The organism is Paenibacillus sp. FSL F4-0125, assembly GCF_038008565.1.
In the GTDB taxonomy this organism is placed as follows: domain Bacteria; phylum Bacillota; class Bacilli; order Paenibacillales; family Paenibacillaceae; genus Paenibacillus_AQ.
This window is the reverse complement of record NZ_JBBOZJ010000001.1, coordinates 5,816,713-5,836,631: the sequence shown is the minus strand read 5'-3', so window position 1 is coordinate 5,836,631 and position 19,919 is coordinate 5,816,713. Positions and strand designations below refer to the sequence as shown.

The following is a 19,919-nucleotide window of genomic DNA, read 5'->3' as shown; positions in this document are numbered from 1 at the left end:
TCCTCTGATGGGAAAGCCCTACTTCTATAGAAGTAGGGCTTTTTATACTATTAATATTGATAAAGCATTGTAGGAATTTGCCAGCCAGCGCCGACTGACCAAAAGAAGACATAATCGCCACGTTTGATTCGTCCGTCTTCGACTCCGCGTTGAAAGGCGATAAAAGGACTGCTTGTTGCTGTATACCCGAACTCGTCACCTACGTAGATGAATTTCTCATCAGTAAGTCCAAGACCCTCTTGGATGAGTTCGATATTTTTGAGAGAGAATTGTGAAAGGCAGAAGGCAGATATATCATCTGTAGTCAGGCCGTTTCTTGAGAGAAGCTCCTTCATGTCTGCAACGGCCGCATCTACACATACTGTACCGTCAAAGGGGGTCCAGCGTATCCGAATTTGCTCCGGTGTAATGTCTTCATGATAAATATTCGAAAGACCGCAAGCAGGGAACATAATGTTCTCAGAGCCCTCAGAATCAGTGTAATAAAGGGAGTCAATGAAGCCAGTTTGCTCGCTCCGTTCCAGAATGACAGCTGCTGCGGCATCTCCGAAGTTAGGGTAAGTAATTTCATCATCTGTATTGCAGTTTACCGAGCTATAGTCACTGCCCACGACGAGCGCGTACCGAATGCTAGGATTAGCTTGCATATAACGACTTGTCTGCTCCACGGCGGATACCATTCCTGCGCAGTTGGCATTGGAATCTTGGGTAATGGTCCGGTGTTTGCCTTGCAGCATACGGTGTAGCAGAAGTGCGTTGGTAGGGTAGGTATATTCCGGTGTCTGAGAAGCGAACGTAATCATGTCCATATCTTCCCCATGTAAATTGGCTTCATTTAACACTTTTTGGGCGGCTTTGAATCCCATCGTTAGGGCATTCTCATCCTTTTCTTTTACGATGTATCTCCGGTCACGACCCATGACTTCCAGGAATCGCTTGATGTCCTTGCCCATACTCTGGAAATGCCCCAGATAATAATCATTAGTTACGACATGCTCCGGATGGTAATAAGCAGCTTGGCGGATGGTTATATGTCCCAAATGAAACCTCCTATGCTTCAATAATTTCGTAGTTCTCTAATTTCGTTGCCCGGGCTACTCGGCTTAGCTGCATTTTTAGGACAGGGCTTTTGGCAATAATGAAGGTCACTTTTTTAAATCCAGATTCTTTATACAGTATGTAGCATTGTTCAAGCATAGGAAGAGTGTCCGGCGAGGATACGTTTAGTGTCTTGCAATCTAAAATGATCTCAAATTGTGTCGGGTTAAATGTACTTATGATTTGGTTGTACTCCTGAATGAAACGTCCGGCATCCTCAGGTGACATAGAACCTTCCACTTGTACATTCAGTTTCTGGGCTGCAGCGTTTGAGGCGAAATTAAAGTTTCCCATATTAAACAGTCTCCTCCTAAGTAAGTTTGAAGAAAATTTTTAATAAATAGGCTAAAAAACCCATTTATATATAACTATTATCGTATTTTTAAATGGGAAAGTTTAGGGGGATTGTTATTTATATTTAAAAAAATACAAGAAGGTATAAATTTAACTTGAAAAGATAATTAAGTTAATAATGACCTGCTCCAAGTATATTTATAATGAGTTAACCGAGATTGGAGTGGGCTTGATTGCCCTGTCGACTTTGCAAAGCTGAGTTCTATTGGTATGATTACAGAGATGAAAAAAATTTACTATCCAAATCATGGAGGAATGACAGAAATGAGCGAAATTACACTATCGGGGATCATTGATCATACACTGCTTAAAGCAGATGCACGGAAAGCAGATATCGTTAAATTAGCAGAAGAAGCAAAAGCCTATAAATTTGCTTCGGTCTGCGTAAATCCTGCCTGGGTAGCTACTGCCCATGAAGTATTGAAGGATACGCCTGAAGTTAAAGTATGTACGGTTATCGGCTTCCCGCTCGGATCTTCGACAACAGAGACTAAAGTATTCGAGACTACCAATGCTATTGCGAATGGTGCAGGTGAGGTAGACATGGTTATCAATATCGGAGCGCTGAAAGATGGTAACGATGAACTGGTTAAACATGATATTGCATCAGTTGTAGAAGCAGCTCGCGGCAAAGCGCTGACTAAGGTCATTATCGAGGCTTGTTTATTAACGGAAGAAGAAAAAGTACGTGCTTGCAAGCTTTCTGTTGAAGCTGGAGCAGACTTCGTAAAAACATCCACAGGATTCTCTACAGGTGGAGCAACGAAGGAAGATATCGCTCTGATGCGTGCAACAGTTGGACCTAATGTGGGTGTGAAAGCTTCCGGCGGTGTTCGTAGTGCGGAAGACGCTCATGTAATGGTACAAGCAGGCGCAAGTCGTATTGGTACTAGCGGCGGTGTGGCGATTGCTAAGGGAGAAACAAGCCAAAGCAGTTACTAATAGAAGATAAGTAAATCAGTAGCGGTGAGATAAGGTGGACAAGCTTTGTCCGCCGCTATTCTGTTTTTTTATGCGTAGAAGCTCTCTACTAGATACATAGGGTATACCTGTTTTTTAGCTTAAAACTGTTATTGAAAGCGTTATCTGGTTTTTATCGAACAGGCTTTCATTCGCAAAATAAAATTATAATAATTCACACCGGAATAATAAGATTTTTTTCTTTTCAAATGATGTCGTTTATGAGAGAATGAGTACAATTATTATTTGTTAAAGATTTCTATTCTTATTTATAAAGGGAGGAAATACCTATGTCAGAAGACCGTAAGCTGTCATTTGAAACTTTGACTGTTCATGCAGGCCAGGAAATTGATCCAACTACTTTCGCACGTGCTGTACCGCTTTATCAGACCACGTCTTATGGATTCCGTGATGCTGATCATGCAGCGGATCTGTTTGCGCTCAAAGAATTCGGTAATATTTACACTCGGCTGATGAATCCGACTACAGATGTATTTGAACAGCGTTTGGCAGCACTAGAAGGTGGAGCAGGTGCACTTGCTACAGCTTCCGGGGCAGCGGCTATTTCTTTCTCCATTCTAAATATTGCGGGCGCTGGGGATGAAATTGTATCTGCGGCAAGCCTATACGGTGGAACTTATAATCTTTTTTCTACAACGCTGCCTAAGCTTGGCATTAAGGTGCATTTTGTGGATTCGGATAATCCTGAGAACTTCCGTGCTGCGATTAATGATAAAACCAAAGCTTTGTATGCAGAAACCATTGGTAACCCACAGGGGAATGTACTAGATATTGAAGCCGTTGCAGCAATTGCGCATGAACATGGAATTCCTCTGATTGTGGATAATACGTTCCCGAGTCCATATTTACTGCGTCCGATTGAGCATGGAGCTGACATCGTTGTTCATTCGGCAACTAAATTCATCGGCGGGCATGGTACATCTATCGGTGGAATTATTGTGGACGGTGGTAAGTTCGATTGGAAGGCAAGCGGTAAGTTCCCAGGACTTACAGAACCTGATCCAAGTTATCATGGTGTTGTTTACACGGAAGCTGTGGGTCCGATTGCTTATATTATTAAAGCCCGTGTTCAACTGCTTCGTGATCTAGGTGCTTCTATTTCACCATTTAACTCTTGGATGCTGCTGCAAGGGCTCGAAACACTCCATTTGCGGATGGAACGTCACAGCCAGAATGCACTAAAGGTTGCGCAATATTTGGAGGCACACGCTGACGTAGAATGGGTAAGTTATTCTGGACTTCCTACTCATCCATCTCATGAATTAGCGCAAAAGTATTTACCTAAAGGTCAAGGAGCGATCCTTACCTTCGGTATTAAAGGTGGAAGTGCTGCGGGACGCAAGCTGATTGAAAATGTGAAGCTGTTCTCGCATTTGGCGAATGTCGGTGACTCCAAGTCATTGATTATCCATCCTGCAAGCACAACACATGCACAGCTGTCGGATGAAGAGCAAACCACAGCGGGAGTAACTCCGGAATTGCTCCGCTTATCGATTGGTACGGAATCCATTGATGATATTATTTATGATCTGGAGCAGGCAATCGCCGCCAGTCAACAATAGAACAATGAAATTCAAGGAAGGCATTTGCTGCTATGCGGCGATGCCTTTTTTTTGTGATTTAAATAAGGCTAAATTATTCACATCATTTGGCAACGCTTGCATATTTCATGGGAGGTTCCCGTATTTATAAGTGTGGTAATAAGATGTCGGTGGCATGAAGTTAATTAACTTGGCGTACCGGCAGCAATCCAAAGATAAAGGGTGGGTGCGAAGATGAAGGGTGAACGTCAGCAGGATGGTTTTCGGAGTAGTGAAGAGCGCCCGTTCAAGTTCATGTATAAGGCCGGTGATCGGGCTGTAGGGATGGAAATGAGCCAAGCCGGATCCGTAGCCTCCGCTGCCGCAGAATTTATCACCGGGGTAGAGCAGAAGGATGTCGTAGAACCTTTGAACCGTTCTTATTTTAAACGACCTGGAGAACAGTCGGCCTTCTTAGTATTGCGTGAAGGACGTGAAGAACGAGAAGAGCGTCCGATTACACGGGAAGGCGCAAGGTCCGTTCAAGCCGGTCCTTGTCTGATACGAAGTGAGGAATGGCTGCTTGAACCTGAACTGTTTTGTCTTTATGAGCATTGGTTATCCAGTGAGGATGAGCTGCAGGCTAATCGAATGCTGCAGCGGATCTATTACCGATTGCAAGCAGCCACCACAGCTCTGCTGGAATCACCGGATGGTGAATGGGCAGCAGTCACCCTGCTGCATCCAGAGGAGCTTGCGGCGCAGCCCGCAAAGCTCGCCGCGCTTCAGGACGCGCAGCTCGAAGCGCTTTTTACTGCGGTGGCGGAGAGCCAGCGTCAAGGCGGCGATTGCCGCCTTGACCTGCTGGTCGCCTACACCGCAAGCGGAGCCGAATTCGCGGCAAAGCGCGAATTCATCGAGTTCGTGGCCGATCAGACACTCGGCCACGCTTATGCGGCGGCGTGCCGCATCGGGGCGCTGATCGCGCCCGATGTGGAGCCCGCCGCCGCCGCGGAAATCGCGCGCATCGCCGATTTCCTAGTGCTCGACGGCGCGGCGAGCGAGCTCGCGGCGGAAGGGGCCGCCGCAGAGGGCTTCGCCCTGGCGGCGGGGGAGATCCTTGCCGCCGTGCGGAGCGTGAAGCCGGCGGCGGTAGTGCTCGCCGCGGGGACTCCGGCGGCGTCGGCTTTGGCCGGTCTGTATCAGATCGGCCTCAGCGGGATCTTTTGCAGCGCCGGTCAGCGGACCGAAGCGCTGCTTAGAGCTGCCTGTCTGATCTGGATCGCCAGGCAGCAGGAAACACTGGATACTGCCGCCGGTGGAAGGCAGTAACACAGCATCGAAGTGGCTGTCCCATATGCCACTTGCGATTCTAAATGAGACGACAGAGCAGTGATTCTCCCGTTATCGGAGGATCACTGCTCTTCATTTAGTACGTTTTGACTGCTTGCTTCAAAAAAATATTCATCATCGCTTTGGGCGCACGGACTCGGAGGACCCTATTTGTATGATTTATGCTTTTGGAGCACAGTTTCGGACTCCAGAGACATTATTCAATAGAAGCTGTGTCCGTAGCGGCTCGCTCACAGCCTTCCTGCTTTATCAACAATGTCTCTCAAATGTATTTATCTGTAGATCAAGTAAGGTCTCGTCCTGTGACCAGCATATCATTCATGTTGCTGCCTCCCGTCTGGGGCATGTGGAGTGGTGAGCGCACAATTTCTTTCAGCACTCTCACTTATTTTACATAAAAAGGATAATTATATTAGCGGATCGAATCTATTAGCATCCTACTGAAAAGAGGCGCTGCACATGTCCGCAAATTTTAGAGTTGCCCTGAAGAAGGTTGTTGACCACTCCTACGACATTGAGATAGGAGAAACTTTATTTAGCGCATTAATAGAGGACTTAAAACGAGGTATCGTAGAAAATGTAAGCAAATTTGCGATAATTACGGATTCCAAAGTTGAAGCACTTTATGGACAAGCCTTGCTGGAACAGTTGATTCAGAATGATTTTCATGCGGAGCTTTTTTCTTTCCCCGCCGGAGAGAAATCCAAAACCCGTGAAACGAAGGCGTTGCTGGAGGATCAGCTATTAAGCCGTTCTTATGGACGAGATTGCTGTATTATTGCGATTGGAGGCGGGGCGGTAACGGATTTGGCAGGTTTTCTGGCAGGGACATTTGGCCGGGGAGTGCCGAGTTTGAACTATGCGACCACCTTATTAGCAGCAGCAGATGCATCCATTGGCGGAAAAACAGGCGTAAATACACCGGTCGCTACTAATCTAATCGGTGTATTTCATCAACCCAGAAAGGTGTACATCGACTTAGCGACATGGAGAACACTTCCGGTTCGTGAGTTGCGTAGCGGCTTAGCTGAAACGATCAAACATGCCTGCATGGCGGATGCGGGTTTTTTTAAGTATTTGGAGCAGAATTTGGAACAAGTTGTTTCTTTAGAGGGAGAGCTTATTTTAAACCAAGAGGTCTGCGAACGGATTGCACTTTATAATTGTGAGATCAAATACGGTGTGGTAGAGAAGGACGAATTGGAGAGCAATCTGCGGCAAATTCTTAATCTAGGGCATACTGCGGGTCGAGCGCTGGAGGCTTTAAGCGGTTATGAATTGTTACATGGTGAGGCTATTGCGATAGGTCTTGCTATTCAGGTGCAGTTGGCAGAGCGCTTGGGATATGTAACTCCGAACCAAACTCAGCGGGTGATTGCATTACTACAGAAGGCGGGTCTGCCGACTGAAATTCCAGCAACCATTACAGACCGAATGCTAATCGATAAAATGTATACAGATAAAAAAGTACGCAAAGGGCGCATACGGTTTGTATTCCAAGAGGCGATTGGTTCGATGAAACGTTTTGAGGATGGATCTTATTCGACTCCAGTCGAGGAACATGTCCTAACAGAACTGTTAGATAAAATCCGCCATTAAGCGAGCAGCTAACATATACTCTGAAATTTAGGGCGGTTAGCTGAATAGATAGGCTTTACTTTTTCATTCCTGGTGGTATGATTAAAATATAAGTTGCACTAAGGAAATATAGTTGTACTATTGCAACAATGATTATCATTCTCACTACCTATAGTTATCAATCATGCTGTCCCGGCTAAGCCGGGGCAGCATGTGTCATTTTAGGGGTCTTAATAATGGCTCTCATTCTCACTTGGCTGAAGTTAGGCTCCACAAAACAAAGCGTATGCTTACGAAGCAAGTTTTGTTGCGAAGAGAAATTAATTAATGAAGTTATCTTACAAAACTCTAAAGGACGGCGATTATTATGCAAGCAACATCAAAACATTTACCCCAGCAATCCTCTATTTCCGGCAGTATGAAGAAGCCAGGCGGTCCAAAGCGTCGGTTCGATCCGCGTGCCATGCTTAGCAATTCCGAAATGCAGGCTGCTCTGGGCAGCGGACTGCTTATGCTTTTAGCATGGTCTGTTGGTGGATGGTCAGAAATTCTTTCCATAGTACTCTATGTCATTTCTTATACGATTGGTGGCTGGAATAAAGCAAAAGAAGGCGTAGAAACGCTCGTCAAAGAACGGGATCTCGATGTGAACCTATTAATGATTGCAGCCGCACTAGGCGCAGCTTCCATTGGGTACTGGAATGAAGGCGCCATGCTTATTTTCATTTTTGCACTCAGTGGAGCCTTAGAGAGTTATACGATGGAACGCAGCAAAAAGGATATTTCCTCGCTGATGGCTCTCAAGCCGGCAACGGCTATGCGTATTGAACAAGGAAGTATGAACGAGGTCCATATCGACCAGTTGGTGATCGGAGATCTGCTGCTTGTACGCCCGGGAGATTTGATTCCGGCAGACGGTAAGGTATATCGGGGGGAGTCGGCAGTAGATCAGGCTTCCATTACGGGAGAATCCGTACCCGTTGAAAAATATGCCGGTAGCGAAGTTTTTGCAGGCACCGTGAATGGAGAAGGTCCCCTTTATATTGAAGTAACGAAAGCTGCTGAGAACACCCTTTTTGCCAAAATCATCAAAATGGTAGAAGAGGCAGAAACGGAAGTTCCCAATTCGCAGCGTTTTATAAAAAGACTCGAAGCCATTTATGCAAGGGTTGTCGTAGCCTCGACCGTGGCACTGATTCTCCTTCCGCCGTTTTTGCTGGACTGGAGCTGGAGCGCAACCTTCTATAAAGCGATGGTGTTTCTAGTAGTAGCTTCACCTTGCGCTTTGGTTTCCTCCATTATGCCAGCGATGCTGTCGGCGATCTCTAAAAGTGCGCGAAAAGGGGTTCTTTTTAAAGGCGGGGTCCATCTGGAAAATATGGCACGCACAACGGTTGTGGCGTTCGATAAGACAGGGACGCTTACAGAAGGAACTCCACAAGTAACTGATTTTATTGCAGGAGAAGGCTACAGTCGTCAAGAGTTGCTAACGGTTAGTGCATCCATTGAGAATATGTCCCGTCATCCACTGGCGGAAGCGATTGTACGTAAAGCGGAAGAGGAAGGCCTGGAGCTACGGGGAGTGGAAGACAGTAAAACCATCACAGGCTGGGGGATTGAAGGTCAAATCGATGGACATCTCTGGAAAATCGGGAAGTCTAATTTGCTCGATGAGCTGGCTCAGTCTACTATGAATCCTGAACTGGAGCATTGGAAACTTAAGCGGCAGCAGTTGGCTGAAGAAGGGAAGACCGTCTCCATCATTCTGGACGGCGAGCAAATTGCCGGAATGATTGCTTTGCAGGATACGGTTCGTCCACAAGCAGAAGCCGCAGTGCGGAAGCTACAGGAGCTTGGGATTAAAGTGGCAATGCTTACGGGTGACCGTGACGCTACGGCCCAGGTCATTGCAGCTACAACGGGGGTAGATCTAGTGTTTGCTGACCTTTTACCGGAGGATAAAGTGAAGCATATCAAGGCACTGCGTGAAAAGTATGGTCACGTTGTTATGGTAGGGGATGGTGTGAATGACGCACCTGCTTTGGCGACAGCAACCGTTGGCATGGGTATGGGCATGAAAGGGAGCGGCGCTGCACTCGAAATAGCCGATGTAGTGCTTATGAATGATAATATAGAAGAGATTGCTTCAACGATATCATTGGCGCGTCGTTCACAGCGTATTGTGAAGCAAAATATGATTTTTGCTGTGTCTGTGATTGCAGTGCTTATGATCAGCAATTTTGTGCAAGGGATCGCACTTCCTTTTGGCGTAATAGGTCATGAAGGCAGTACGATATTAGTGATTCTCAATGGACTAAGATTATTACGATAATATTTATCAAAATTAAATTGTTCACAAAATAGTTTTGGGGTGAGGGAGTCTGGCATATTGACATATTTGCTTTCAGTTATCATAATTAACACTACATTATAATTATTTTAATTAAGAAGCGACGTCATTGCCGTCTAGCTCAAGGAGGACATAGATATGTATAAATCAATAATTGTTGGAACTGGACCGGCAGGATTAACCGCCGCTATCTATTTGGCTCGTGCCAATTTGAACCCACTAGTAATCGAAGGACCCCAACCCGGTGGACAATTGACCACTACAACAGAAGTGGAGAATTTTCCTGGATTTCCTGAAGGCATCATGGGTCCTGACTTGATGGATAATATGCGTAAACAAGCTGAACGTTTTGGTGCGGAGTTCCGTACGGGCTGGGTGAACAGTGTAGAACTTGGAGAGCGTCCTTTTAAGTTGAATGTTGAAGGAATGGGCGTTCTTACTACAGATACATTGATCATTTCCACAGGCGCTACGGCAAAATACCTCGGTATCCCAGGGGAGCAAGATAATGTGGGACGCGGTGTAAGCACCTGCGCTACCTGTGACGGATTTTTCTTCCGTAATAAAGAGATCGTGGTTGTTGGTGGCGGAGATTCCGCACTTGAGGAAGCTGGCTTCTTGACTCGTTTTGCTTCCAAAGTAACTTTGGTGCATCGTCGTGGAGAATTGCGTGCTTCGAAGATCATGCAGGATCGCGTTCGTGCTAATGTTAAAGTAGACTGGAACCTGAATCGCACTCCACTGGAAGTGACTTCGAGTGACAGAGGCGTCAATGGTCTAAAAGTGCTTAACAATGAGACCGGAGAAGAAGAAATCATCGAAGCAAGCGGCGTGTTTGTTGCGATTGGTCACCACCCGAACACCTCTTTCTTGGGTGGACAGATCACAACCAATGCGGATGGTTATATCATGACGAATCCAGGCACTTCTGAAACCAATATCCCAGGCGTGTTCGCATGTGGTGATGTGCAGGATACTCGTTACAGACAAGCGATTACTGCAGCAGGCAGTGGATGTATGGCAGCTATGGATGCTGAGAAATATATCGAAAGCTTGGAGCACAGTGCAGTTATTCTATAATTTGGTTTGAAAAAAACTCAATGCTACATTAGATATCTTCACTATATATCTTTTATAGGAGGAGGTCATACCATGGAGAAGGTTATTGTATATACCTCAACAAATTGCCCGCATTGCCGTCAGGTTAAGAGCTTTCTTAGCGAAAAAGGCGTTTCCTACGAAGAACGCAACGTCGAGCAGAATGATGATTTTGCGCAGCAAGTATGGGACATGGGAGTGAGAGCTATTCCTGTAACTGTTATTGGTGAGCATAAAATTGTGGGCATGAACAAAACTCAGTTCGACAAAGCACTGGCGACTGTTTAAGTAAATAAGATTTCCGCAAGGAAATTGTAAGGGACCGTTTCCGATCAGGAGGCGGTCTTTTTTATGATCTTTAAGTATACAAAAAATAGTCTGACGCTTTAGTGCGCAGACTATTTTTATGAAAGTAGATCTAGAAGTAGAGTTAGGTTTGAGTGAAAGATGTAATGATCTGAAATAGTACGTATACAGCAGCGCCGCTGCCAATAAGAATAAATCCTGATTTCTTTTTAGCTTGAAAAAAACGGAGCACACCGAGGCTGATCAAAGGGGCAATAATGAGCAGAAAAAGCAACACAGTGATGAACATCTGTGCCGAGATATCAGACGTATCAACATAGGTCATGGACTCGCTCTCCATTTCAAAAAAGGGGTTGTAGTGATAAATGTCACACTAGCTTAGCCTTTATTATATAGGATTTCTGTTCCTTTTACTGCACTTTTGATTCACTCAAATGCGTCAATTTTACGTCAATTATTTGTCTTATGAATTTTCGCCTATAAAGATGTTCAGTGAATGAACACAATTGATCCATCAAACTAATAATTATAGGGTCACTCGAATGTCGCCTAGGAATTGCATAACGGCAGAGAAACCTGCACCGATCATCGTTCCACGGCTGCCGAGCTTAGAGAATGTGATTTCGAGTTGCTGCTTGTGGTAAGGAAGAGTACGTTCAGCTACAACCCGGCGCAGCGGCTCACCTAGCCATTCTTCAGCCTCAGACAATGCTCCACCGATTACTATAAGCTCTGGGTTGAAGCTATTGATTAGATTTGTCACCCCGATACCGAGATATTCGCCCATCGTTGAGAAGTGATGAAGGGCGTCTTCTTGTCCCCCAGCCGCATAACGAACCAGCTCTGGCGTAGTATGGGCAGGGAGGGGGAGGTCGGGATTATCATAGGTTTTCTCAGAGGCATATAACTCCCAGCAGCCACGACTGCCGCAACTGCAAGGCTTGCCTTGTGCTTCAATCGTCATATGTCCGGTTTCACCGGCATATCCTCTTGCACCCTTGTAAAGCTCTCCACCAATAATAATTCCTGATCCGATCCCTGATCCCGCACTGATGTAAAGCAGATGCCTTACCTCTCTTGCCGCGCCAAAGTTGAGTTCTCCCTGTGCGCCTGCGTTCGCTTCGTTATCAATGGTGACTGGGACAGAAAATTCAGCTTCCAGTATCGCCCGCAGGTCGACCATTTCCCAGCCAAGGTTGGGAGCAAAGAGTACAACACCATTTTCATCCACCATGCCGGGGACACCTACTCCGATACCGACGATGCCATAAGGCGATTCAGGAGCGCTGACAATCAAGCCGGAGATAAGCTTCTTCATTTGTTCCAGTACGTAAGGGAGATCATGATTGTCTAAGGGGAAATCGCTTTCGTAAAGAATGCCCCCACTCAGATCACATAAGACTGCTGTTAGCTGCTTTACCCGCAGTTCTATGCCAATTACACTGCCAGCCATTGCGTTGAAATGCAGCATTAACGGTTTACGGCCGCCGCTTGATTCCCCAGGTCCGACTTCAGTTACCAATTCTTGCGTGCACAGCTCAGCTACCAGATTGGACACAGTAGCTTTATTCAATCCGGTCATCTCTGAAACCTTCGCGCGCGAGAGTGGAGAGTGTCTTCGAATGGTATGTAGTACGATCGATTTATTTATTTTTTTGACCAGCGCTTGGTCTCCAGTAACCTTCACAAATCACACATCCTTCTTAAATTATAAGAAAGTATAAGCTTCACGGTATACTTTCTCCTTATAATTCTCGCATAAACGCTTACCGTCCTTAAAAGGACGCTAAAGGCGTTTTAGCTTGTCATTGTTCCCATTTGTTGTATGCCACTTAGTCTAGAGTGATGTGCTGGAAATTGCAATACATAGCGTCTAGAGGGAATTTTCCAAGATAGATCTCCTATAATTGGGAAGAGGAGTGAGGAAGCTAGACAAAGCTCCAAAAAATGGACGAAAAAAACTTAAACAAAACTTTGTTTAACCAATATACAAAGTCCGAAAGATGTGTTAAGATGATCTTGTAAACGCTTGCGGGCGAAGTACAATTTGAGGAGGATTACACAATGGCTTATTTTGAGACAGTGAACAAAATCTCTTACGAGGGAAGCCGTTCCACCAACCCTTTTGCATTTAAATTCTACAATCCTAAAGAAGTCGTAGCCGGCAAAACTATGGAAGAACATCTGAAATTTGCAATGGCTTATTGGCATACATTAACTGCTGGCGGTTCCGATCCGTTTGGCGCTGAAACTGCTATTCGTAGCTGGAACAAATTGAACGGTCTGGACAAAGCTAAGGCTCGCGCTGAAGCAGCTTTTGAATTTATGGACAAGATGGACCTGCCTTACTTCTGCTTCCATGATGTGGACATCGCACCAGAAGGCGCATCTTTGCGTGAATTCTACAGCAACATCGATACCATCGTTGATATCCTTGAACAAGGCATGAAGACTTCCGGCAAGAAATTGCTGTGGAATACAGCTAATATGTTCACTAACCCACGTTATATGCACGGTGCAGGCTCCACTCCAAATGCTGATGTATTCGCACATGCAGCAGCACAAGTGAAGAAAGGTCTGGAAGTGGGTAAACGTCTAGGCGCGAGCAACTATGTATTCTGGGGTGGCCGTGAAGGCTACGAAGAGTTGCTGAATACAGATATGGGCCTTGAACAAGATAACATTGCTCGTCTGTTCAGCATGGCTGTAGATTACGCTAAGGAAATCGGCTTTGATGGTCAATTCCTGATCGAGCCTAAACCAAAAGAGCCTACGAAACATCAATATGATTTCGATGCAGCAACAACGATCTCATTCTTGCAAAAATACAACCTCGACAAGCACTTCAAGCTGAACCTTGAAGCTAACCATGCTACACTTGCTGGTCATACTTTTGAACATGAGCTTCGTGTAGCTCGTATCAATGGTATGCTCGGATCGCTTGATGCTAACCAAGGTGATACATTGCTCGGATGGGATACGGATGAATTCCCAGTTAACATCTACGATGCAACACTCACACTGTATGAAGTACTCAAGAATGATGGTCTTGGCAAAGGCGGAATCAACTTTGACTCTAAAGTACGTCGTCCTTCCTTCGAGCCTGAGGATTTGTTCCTAGCACACATCGCTGGTATGGATACTTATGCAAAAGGCTTGAAAGTAGCTGCTAAATTGATCGAAGATCGCGTATTCGAAGATTTCGTTGAAAAACGTTACAGCAGCTTCAATGAAGGTGTTGGCGCGGATATCGTATCCGGGAAAGCAACACTGGCTTCCTTGGCTGAATATGCTTTGAACAATGAGAACCCACGTCCTAACCAATCCGGACGTCAAGAATACTTGAGAGCTACACTTAACCAATACATTTTGGCTGAGTAGGATTTACAGGGAGCTTGAAGCTTAGGCTTTGAATCCAGTTTGAACAAATGCAACGGGGGTTGCTGAAGAGAGCATTCTTCGGCAGCCCCTTTTGTGTACAAAGAAATTCTAGAAACGCTCACAAAACTAAGTAGGATGCTTACGAAATAAGTTTTATTGCGAAGAGAATCAAGTAGCTAAGCTCCATAAAACTAAGTGGATGCTTACGAAGTAAGTTTTGCTCGAAGTAATTCAATGAAGCCTATGCTCACAAAACTAAGCAGGATGCTTACGAAGTAAGTTTTATTTCGAAGAGAATCAAGTAGCTAAGCTCCATAAAACTTTTAGGAGGTCAAAAATGAAATACGTTATAGGTGTAGATTTGGGTACTAGCGCAGTGAAGACTGTGCTAGTGGACCCACAAGGCAAGGTGGCTTTTGAGCACTCTGAATCCTACCCGCTAAGCAGACCACAGCCGAACTGGAGCGAACAAAATCCAGAGGACTGGGTAAAAGGAACGCTGGTCAGCCTTCGTCGCCTAATTGAAGTATCGGGCATTGATCCATCGCAAGTTGATGGTCTTAGCTTCTCCGGGCAAATGCACGGATTGGTACTAGTGGATAAGGAAGGTCAAGTGCTTCGTCCGGCCATTCTTTGGAATGATACACGTACTACTGCACAGTGCAGAAGAATAGAGAAGACGCTCGGTGCAAAGCTTATTGAGGTCGCTAGAAACCGTGCGTTAGAAGGCTTCACGCTTCCTAAAATTCTATGGGTGCAAGAGAATGAGCCTGAGGTATTATCACAAGCGTACCAGTTCCTTTTACCAAAAGACTATGTGCGTCTCCGGTTGACCGGTGATTATGCGATGGATTATTCCGATGCTGCTGGAACGCTTCTATTGGATGTAGGTTCTAAAACGTGGAGTGCTGAAATTGCTGAAGCTTTTGAACTGCCACTTTCCCTTTGTCCTAGACTGGTAGAGTCCTTTGAACAGACAGGAACGTTATTGCCGGATATTGCTGAAGCATCTGGTCTCTTATCATCAACAAAGGTATTTGCTGGTGGTGCGGATAATGCATGTGGAGCACTTGGAGCAGGGGTTCTAGGTGAAGGCCGGACGATGTGCAGTATTGGTACATCTGGCGTAGTTCTTTCCTATGAGAGCAACAAAGATTTAAATCTCGAAGGTAAAGTCCATTTCTTCAACCATGGTGAAAAGGATGCCTACTATATCATGGGTGTTACTCTAGCTGCGGGTCATAGCCTTACATGGTTCAAAGAAACCTTTGCGGCAGACAAGAGCTTTGATGAATTGCTAAATGGAGTGTCTTCCATTCCAGCGGGTAGCGGCGGACTGCTCTTTACACCTTATATAGTAGGAGAACGTACACCGCATCCAGATGCGAATATTCGCGGAAGCTTTATTGGTATGGATTCAGGGCATACATTGACTCATTTTACACGTTCCGTATTAGAAGGTATTACCTTTTCGTTACGTGAATCCATCGAGATTGTACGTGATTCAGGCAAAGAAATTACAGAAATCATTGCGATCGGCGGCGGGGCTAAAAATGAGGCATGGCTCCAGATGCAAGCAGATATTTTCAATGCATCCATCGTGAAGCTTGAAAGTGAGCAAGGTCCGGCCATGGGAGCAGCGATGTTGGCAGCTTATGGAAGCGGATGGTTCGCATCCCTTAGTGCATGTGCAGAAGCCTTCATCCGTCCTGCGGATGTGTATACACCAGATCCAAAGCAAGCGGCAATCTATGACGGTTTATTCAACCTCTATCAGGAAGTCTACGGTCAGACTCGTGAACTGAATAACAAGCTGGCTGCATACCGCCAATAAAGTGCCATTGTATTTATAACTGATGATAAAGGTCTTTCGCATATGGCGGAGGACCTTTTTATAACCAGCTTAATTATGGAGGAGTGTGTGGATAGGTAATGTTCAAAATTGTTGCCGTTTTCATTATACTTCTGTAAAGTATGGGATATCATCAGGGCAGAGCTAAGCACTGGATGAGATAGTCAAGGTTTCGGGGGGCGGAAGGCCATGTTCCAATGGATGGTAAAGTTGTTGAATGACATCAAAATCCGCAATAAGCTGTTGCTCGCTTTTTTACTCACTACATTACTTCCTGTGTTACTGGTAGGCGGATATCTTACGATTGAAATGAGGACCATGGCGTTCAAGAGTGCATTGGAGCAAGCTTCAATTAACGTAGACAGGGTAAAGAAAAGAACGGAAGAAGTCATTGGTGTATCTCAAGATATCGCCTATCGTTTAAGTTATGATGCACGGTTGAAAAAACTTGCCGTACGTCAGTATGTTAGCACTTATGATGTGGTGGAAGCATACCGGGATTACTCAGATATGCGTGAATACCTAAGGTTATATAAAGAAATATCCAACATTCGCTTGTACACTGATAATGCTACGCTGCTTAACAACTGGGAGCTAATCAATCCAACGGCGGAGATTAGAGAGAGCCAGTGGTATCAAAGAGCACAGCGGTACGATAGTCTTGTCGGTTGGGAATATATTGAAGATGAGCGTGATAAGCGGAATTATTTAAGCCTTGTTCGCAAAATTGAGCTGGAGGGCTCCAGCAAAATAGGTGTACTCGTTATTAATGTGAACAGTCAGCAGCTTGCATCCATTCTAAGCCAAGAATCTTTTGATACTATGATTGTCGATGATCAGGACAATATCATTGCAGCGAACCGCAAAGAGCGGACAGGCAAAACGCTGGCGGACGTTTCCTTTGACACGACCCTCTTGGGTCAAGGAAGCGGAAGCTATGAAGCGGTAGTAGATGGTGAAGCTTCTAAAATTGTGATAGAGGAGCTTAAACCACAAGCCAGCCGAAATGCACTACGAATTATATCTGTTTTTTCGATTGAAAGTATAGTTAAAGAACCCAATCAAGTCATTAAGCTTTCGATTACTGTCATTGCGATAAGTGTTCTATTGGCCTTTTTAATTATATATAGCTTCTCCTCATTGTTTTCACGACGGTTGCTGCATTTAAGCAGACATATTAACCGAGTCAGTACTGGGGATTTTGATACGACATTGAAGATTGATGGCAAGGATGAAATCGCCCTGTTAGCCCGTCAATTCAATTCCATGGTACGCAGCATTAATGATCTGATGTATGAAGTACAGGAATCCAATGCTCAAAACAGTCTGCTAGAGCAGAAGCAAAATGATATACGATTCAAAATGCTGGCGAGTCAGATTAACCCGCATTTTTTGTTCAATGCACTAGAAGCGATTCGGATGGAAGCACATATGAAGGGACAAGTGGAAATTGCCCGTGTGGTGCGTCTTTTAGGTAAAATGATGCGAAGTGTCTTAGAGGTAGGCCGGAGTAATGTTTTGCTGAGTCAGGAATTAGAGGTGGTACGTTGTTACTTGGATATTCAGCAATTCCGTTATGAAGAAAGATTGAAATATCAATTTATTATAGATCCGGCTGTAGAGTCTATCTATATGCCACCACTCCTTATTCAGCCGCTTGTCGAGAATGCAGTCATCCACGGACTGGATAATAAAATGGAAGGTGCATTTGTGACGGTGGAAGTTGTACAAGCTGGAAATCACGCGAAATTTACGATTACAGATAATGGGGTAGGGATATCTCCCGATAAGCTGGAGGAATTACTGAATACACTTGAGCGCCAAGAAGAGCGTGAAGGCGAGCGGATTGGACTTCGCAATGTCCATGACCGGTTAAAGCTATCCTATGGCGCAGAATATGGGCTAACGATTGAGAGTAAACCTAATGTAGGTACGATAATTTTCTTCTGCATACCAATGGAGGACAACAAACTATGATAAAAGTGATGATTGTCGATGATGAACCGAAGCTGCGGGAAGGGCTACGTAGTCTGATCCCGTGGGAGAAGCTCGGTTATACGGTGGTAGCAACAGCAGCTAATGGCTTGCAAGCCATCGAAAAATATCATACCTTCTACCCGGAGCTTATAGTAGCGGATATCCGCATGCCTGGAATGGATGGTCTGGAAATGATCAGTGAGCTTCGTAATGAAGGTTCAGAGAGCCATGTGCTAATCCTAAGTGGACATGCGGATTTTGAATATGCTAAGCGGGCGATTGGTTTTCGGATTGACGGTTATTTACTGAAGCCAGTCGATGAAGATGAGATGATTGTATGTCTGGAGCAGCTCCGCGAAACGATTGAGCAGGAACAGCGGTTTAGTGACTGGAATGAGGAGGAGCCCGCCCGCAATAGGGAAGCATTACTTCGAACGCTGCTGCAGCCGACTTCGGAGGAGGAAACGGACGCGGACCTCAGCAGACATGCGGAGGCGCTAGGACTGGAACAGGGGGATTATGAAGTCATCCTCATTGAGTTAAGAAAGAAAGCTGGTGCCAATGAGGAGGGTCTCCAGCAAATCAAAACAGTGATGGAGCAGCATTTTAGTAAACATCCTAACGCTTCATTCTTTACGTGGTCACAGTATCTGGGCGTTCTAATGAAGGATCCGGACCCGAGTGCTATTAAACGAGAAGAATTATACAATGAATTATCAGATATGATAGTAAAAATGGAATACGACTTCATTGCAGTAGCGGGGGGAGTAGTATCCCGACCTGAACTGGCGGGAGAATCATTGAGTATAGCACGGGAGCTATCAAGACGCGCTTTCTTCTTCAAGAAGGGGATTATCATCAGTGCAGATGCTTCAGGATTTCTGACGGGAATGAAGGAGGAGACAGAAGAGCTGCAAGATACGGAGAGCCGACTTTTGCTTGCAGTAGAAACCGGAAGTCTGAGCGCGATTCGACCGATCGTGCAGACCATCTGTGCTGAGCTTATAGCCGCGGGCAGTGATGAATTGCGAATTAAAGAGACCTTTGTGAGACTCCTTAGTACTGTTTTGGCTCGTCTGGAGCCTACGTATCCGGAAATTCGTACCTATGCAGCAGAGCACTCCCCACCAATAGGGGAACTCTATCAAAGTTATTATTTGTCCGATTTGCAGGATCAGGCTGTCTCATTTCTCGAAGAAATTGCGGGTCAGATGACCAGTGGGCGCGGAAATGAAATTAAGAAGATCACGGAGATCATCAACCGCCGCTACAATGAGAACCTAAAGCTGGAGACCTTATCCGAATTATTCTGCTACAACAGCGCTTATCTAGGTAAGATGTTTAAGAACACCACAGGAGAATACTTTAATACGTACGTGGACAAAGTGCGGATTGAGAAGGCGAAAGAGTTTCTGACGCAAGGAATGAAAGTATATGAGGTAGCCGAGAAGGTTGGGTATATGAACCCCGATTATTTCAACGCTAAGTTCCGTAAATATGTAGGAATCTCACCAACTTCTTATCGTAAAAGCATTTAAGGTTGGTGTGGTGTTCTTGTCTGTTATACCCGTGGCTGAGTTCAGGCGGTTTTCTGAACTTCAGTCCACGGGTCTTTTTTTTGTTTTCCCTACTCCCACCAATTGTACGTGGTGAAGTATTAATGTAGTTAAATAGACACCTGCTTAAGCTTATGCGGGTGGGAGGCTAATGCATTTTCTTTAGAATCAGGGTTCTAAACATCTGCTGGTAAAGGAGCGAAGAGGAATATTTGGAACTGTAGAAGCGGAGCGTTCGCCCGAAAGCTTTTCGTAGAAAAGCTCGCTTCGAAAGCATATGCTATCCTCGGATTTCTACTGCGAGAAGCGGTTCAAATCAGGAAATCTGAGGATTAACAGCGATCGGAAGTTCAAATATTCCTCGTAGTGACTAATATCCAGCAAGCAAAGTGTTTTTAGGAGTTCAATCCAAAGAATAATGCAGACGTCAGCAGCATTAGCCCCCCCTGTGTCGATGAGCCGAAATGAGAATTCACCCTGGACAAAAATCTCTAATTTTCACCTGATTTTAAGTC

General features: G+C 45.2%; 15 protein-coding genes. 11 read left to right on the top strand and 4 right to left on the bottom strand.

Annotation, left to right across the window (positions count from 1 at the left end):
• Positions 1 to 50: 50 nt before the first annotated feature.
• On the bottom strand, positions 51 to 1,040 hold the full coding sequence (locus NST74_RS25925) for a ketoacyl-ACP synthase III (protein WP_042131078.1): 990 nt from the start codon (positions 1,038 to 1,040) through the stop codon (positions 51 to 53).
• Positions 1,041 to 1,050: 10 nt separating this feature from the next.
• Entirely contained in the window at positions 1,051 to 1,392 is a 342-nt protein-coding gene (locus NST74_RS25920) for a hypothetical protein (protein WP_341115183.1), read from the bottom strand.
• A gap of 324 nt (positions 1,393 to 1,716) precedes the next feature.
• Here NST74_RS25920 and deoC point away from each other — a divergent pair, with 324 nt between their 5' ends.
• The 7 genes from deoC (at position 1,717) to NST74_RS25885 (ending at position 10,620) form a co-directional block, all read left to right on the top strand.
• Positions 1,717 to 2,394, top strand: a complete 678-nt coding sequence (gene deoC / locus NST74_RS25915; RefSeq protein WP_341115180.1) for a deoxyribose-phosphate aldolase — start codon at positions 1,717 to 1,719, stop codon at positions 2,392 to 2,394.
• A 308-nt stretch (positions 2,395 to 2,702) separates the two neighbouring features.
• Positions 2,703 to 3,995, top strand: a complete 1,293-nt coding sequence (locus tag NST74_RS25910; protein WP_042131076.1) for a homocysteine synthase — start codon at positions 2,703 to 2,705, stop codon at positions 3,993 to 3,995.
• 213 nt (positions 3,996 to 4,208) lie between these two features.
• Complete coding sequence (locus NST74_RS25905) at positions 4,209 to 5,285, top strand: hypothetical protein (RefSeq protein WP_341115178.1); 1,077 nt, start codon at positions 4,209 to 4,211, stop codon at positions 5,283 to 5,285.
• 480 nt (positions 5,286 to 5,765) lie between these two features.
• Complete coding sequence (aroB, locus tag NST74_RS25900; protein WP_341115176.1) at positions 5,766 to 6,905, top strand: 3-dehydroquinate synthase; 1,140 nt, start codon at positions 5,766 to 5,768, stop codon at positions 6,903 to 6,905.
• Positions 6,906 to 7,251: 346 nt separating this feature from the next.
• A complete protein-coding gene (locus tag NST74_RS25895; protein ID WP_445668159.1) occupies positions 7,252 to 9,216 on the top strand; it encodes a heavy metal translocating P-type ATPase in 1,965 nt (654 codons plus the stop codon).
• A gap of 156 nt (positions 9,217 to 9,372) precedes the next feature.
• The gene (gene trxB / locus NST74_RS25890) at positions 9,373 to 10,314 is read left to right on the top strand and encodes a thioredoxin-disulfide reductase (protein ID WP_042131072.1); all 942 of its coding nucleotides are present in this window, start codon (positions 9,373 to 9,375) and stop codon (positions 10,312 to 10,314) included.
• Between the two features lie 72 nt (positions 10,315 to 10,386).
• Complete coding sequence (locus NST74_RS25885) at positions 10,387 to 10,620, top strand: glutaredoxin family protein (protein WP_341115173.1); 234 nt, start codon at positions 10,387 to 10,389, stop codon at positions 10,618 to 10,620.
• Positions 10,621 to 10,762: 142 nt separating this feature from the next.
• Here the strand turns inward: NST74_RS25885 and NST74_RS25880 are convergent, their stop codons facing one another.
• Positions 10,763 to 10,963 carry a hypothetical protein gene (locus NST74_RS25880; RefSeq protein ID WP_042131070.1) on the bottom strand — a complete coding sequence of 67 codons (201 nt, stop codon included), beginning with the start codon at positions 10,961 to 10,963 and terminating at the stop codon, positions 10,763 to 10,765.
• Positions 10,964 to 11,164: 201 nt separating this feature from the next.
• A complete protein-coding gene (locus NST74_RS25875; RefSeq protein WP_341115171.1) occupies positions 11,165 to 12,325 on the bottom strand; it encodes an ROK family transcriptional regulator in 1,161 nt (386 codons plus the stop codon).
• 377 nt (positions 12,326 to 12,702) lie between these two features.
• Between NST74_RS25875 and xylA the strand changes: the two genes are divergently transcribed.
• The 4 genes from xylA to NST74_RS25855 all read left to right on the top strand — a co-directional run bounded on the left by xylA (position 12,703) and on the right by NST74_RS25855 (position 19,386).
• Positions 12,703 to 14,019: a xylose isomerase gene (gene xylA, locus NST74_RS25870; protein WP_042131068.1), complete on the top strand. Its 1,317-nt coding sequence runs from the start codon at positions 12,703 to 12,705 to the stop codon at positions 14,017 to 14,019.
• A 337-nt stretch (positions 14,020 to 14,356) separates the two neighbouring features.
• Positions 14,357 to 15,853 (top strand): xylulokinase, encoded by a 1,497-nt coding sequence (xylB, locus tag NST74_RS25865; protein ID WP_339288164.1) that lies wholly within the window; start codon positions 14,357 to 14,359, stop codon positions 15,851 to 15,853.
• A gap of 207 nt (positions 15,854 to 16,060) precedes the next feature.
• Positions 16,061 to 17,848, top strand: a complete 1,788-nt coding sequence (locus tag NST74_RS25860; protein ID WP_339288162.1) for a sensor histidine kinase — start codon at positions 16,061 to 16,063, stop codon at positions 17,846 to 17,848.
• Positions 17,845 to 19,386, top strand: a complete 1,542-nt coding sequence (locus NST74_RS25855; RefSeq protein WP_341115166.1) for a response regulator transcription factor — start codon at positions 17,845 to 17,847, stop codon at positions 19,384 to 19,386. The genes NST74_RS25860 and NST74_RS25855 overlap by 4 nt, the downstream gene beginning before the upstream one ends.
• The last annotated feature ends 533 nt before the right edge of the window (positions 19,387 to 19,919 follow it).

What these genes read in the sequence shown, in the direction of transcription:
- NST74_RS25880 (WP_042131070.1), bottom strand. Translation starts at nt 10,963, where the DNA reads ATGACCTATGTTGATACGTCTGATATCTCGGCACAGATGTTCATCACT.
- NST74_RS25895 (WP_445668159.1), top strand. Translation starts at nt 7,252, where the DNA reads ATGCAAGCAACATCAAAACATTTACCCCAGCAATCCTCTATTTCCGGC.
- NST74_RS25885 (WP_341115173.1), top strand. Translation starts at nt 10,387, where the DNA reads ATGGAGAAGGTTATTGTATATACCTCAACAAATTGCCCGCATTGCCGT.
- xylA (WP_042131068.1), top strand. Translation starts at nt 12,703, where the DNA reads ATGGCTTATTTTGAGACAGTGAACAAAATCTCTTACGAGGGAAGCCGT.
- NST74_RS25910 (WP_042131076.1), top strand. Translation starts at nt 2,703, where the DNA reads ATGTCAGAAGACCGTAAGCTGTCATTTGAAACTTTGACTGTTCATGCA.
- NST74_RS25855 (WP_341115166.1), top strand. Translation starts at nt 17,845, where the DNA reads ATGATAAAAGTGATGATTGTCGATGATGAACCGAAGCTGCGGGAAGGG.
- aroB (WP_341115176.1), top strand. Translation starts at nt 5,766, where the DNA reads ATGTCCGCAAATTTTAGAGTTGCCCTGAAGAAGGTTGTTGACCACTCC.
- deoC (WP_341115180.1), top strand. Translation starts at nt 1,717, where the DNA reads ATGAGCGAAATTACACTATCGGGGATCATTGATCATACACTGCTTAAA.
- NST74_RS25920 (WP_341115183.1), bottom strand. Translation starts at nt 1,392, where the DNA reads ATGGGAAACTTTAATTTCGCCTCAAACGCTGCAGCCCAGAAACTGAAT.
- NST74_RS25905 (WP_341115178.1), top strand. Translation starts at nt 4,209, where the DNA reads ATGAAGGGTGAACGTCAGCAGGATGGTTTTCGGAGTAGTGAAGAGCGC.
- NST74_RS25860 (WP_339288162.1), top strand. Translation starts at nt 16,061, where the DNA reads ATGTTCCAATGGATGGTAAAGTTGTTGAATGACATCAAAATCCGCAAT.
- trxB (WP_042131072.1), top strand. Translation starts at nt 9,373, where the DNA reads ATGTATAAATCAATAATTGTTGGAACTGGACCGGCAGGATTAACCGCC.
- xylB (WP_339288164.1), top strand. Translation starts at nt 14,357, where the DNA reads ATGAAATACGTTATAGGTGTAGATTTGGGTACTAGCGCAGTGAAGACT.